The sequence below is a fragment of the Arthrobacter sp. M4 genome, assembly GCF_020251205.1.
Classification (GTDB): domain Bacteria; phylum Actinomycetota; class Actinomycetes; order Actinomycetales; family Micrococcaceae; genus Arthrobacter.
The window spans coordinates 1-642 of the sequence record NZ_JAIWYX010000056.1; the positions used below are offsets into that span (position 1 = coordinate 1).

At 59.5% G+C, this 642-nt stretch carries 1 protein-coding gene; it reads left to right on the top strand.

All coding sequences use genetic code 11. The features are described 5' to 3' along the window. Nucleotides 1-335: hypothetical protein (locus tag LD110_RS23370; protein WP_225502333.1), on the top strand; the 335-nt coding region annotated here is incomplete at its 5' end. Nucleotides 336-642 lie beyond the last annotated feature (307 nt).

Consider the following 642-nt stretch of genomic DNA (forward strand, 5'->3'; position numbering starts at 1 on the left):
TCCCGATCACCAAAACCCCGACGCTCACGATCGCCAAAGCCCTCACCATCACGACGCGGACGATCCCCAAAAGGCTTCCGATCCCGATCACCAAAACCCCGACGCTCACGATCGCCAAAGCCCTCACCATCACGACGCGGACGATCCCCAAAAGGCTTGCCCTCGCGGCTGCCAAAACCGTCACGGCCGTCCCTGGCGCGGAATCCGCGTGGATTTCCACCGGAATTGTTGCTCGCCCTGAAGGGGCCTCGTTCGTTACGATCGCCACCGTACTTGCCACGATTACCGCGGTTGCCGCCATTGTGCTCAGCCATGCTGGATTCCTCCTTTTGTGAGCCGACCACTGGCCTGTGCGCAGCCGCTCGTAACCCTATGTCGTTGTGTAATGGATCGCCGTGGAGGCCGTTCCCGAGGGTTCAAGAGTGGTGCCTCGGGCGGTATGTCTCCCTTGTAATTCTAGGCGACCACGCACCGAGCAACCGAACGCAAGGGCGTCGTTCGGAGTACATGGTGGGAAGATTCACAGCAAAGCTGGAGCAGAAACACCCAACTTCAATCGCACCCTTTTGTTGGTTTAAATGCGTAGTCCCCGGGCCGTCTTTGGTCCGGGGACTACGTTGTGGTTATGTCCGGCGGTGTCCT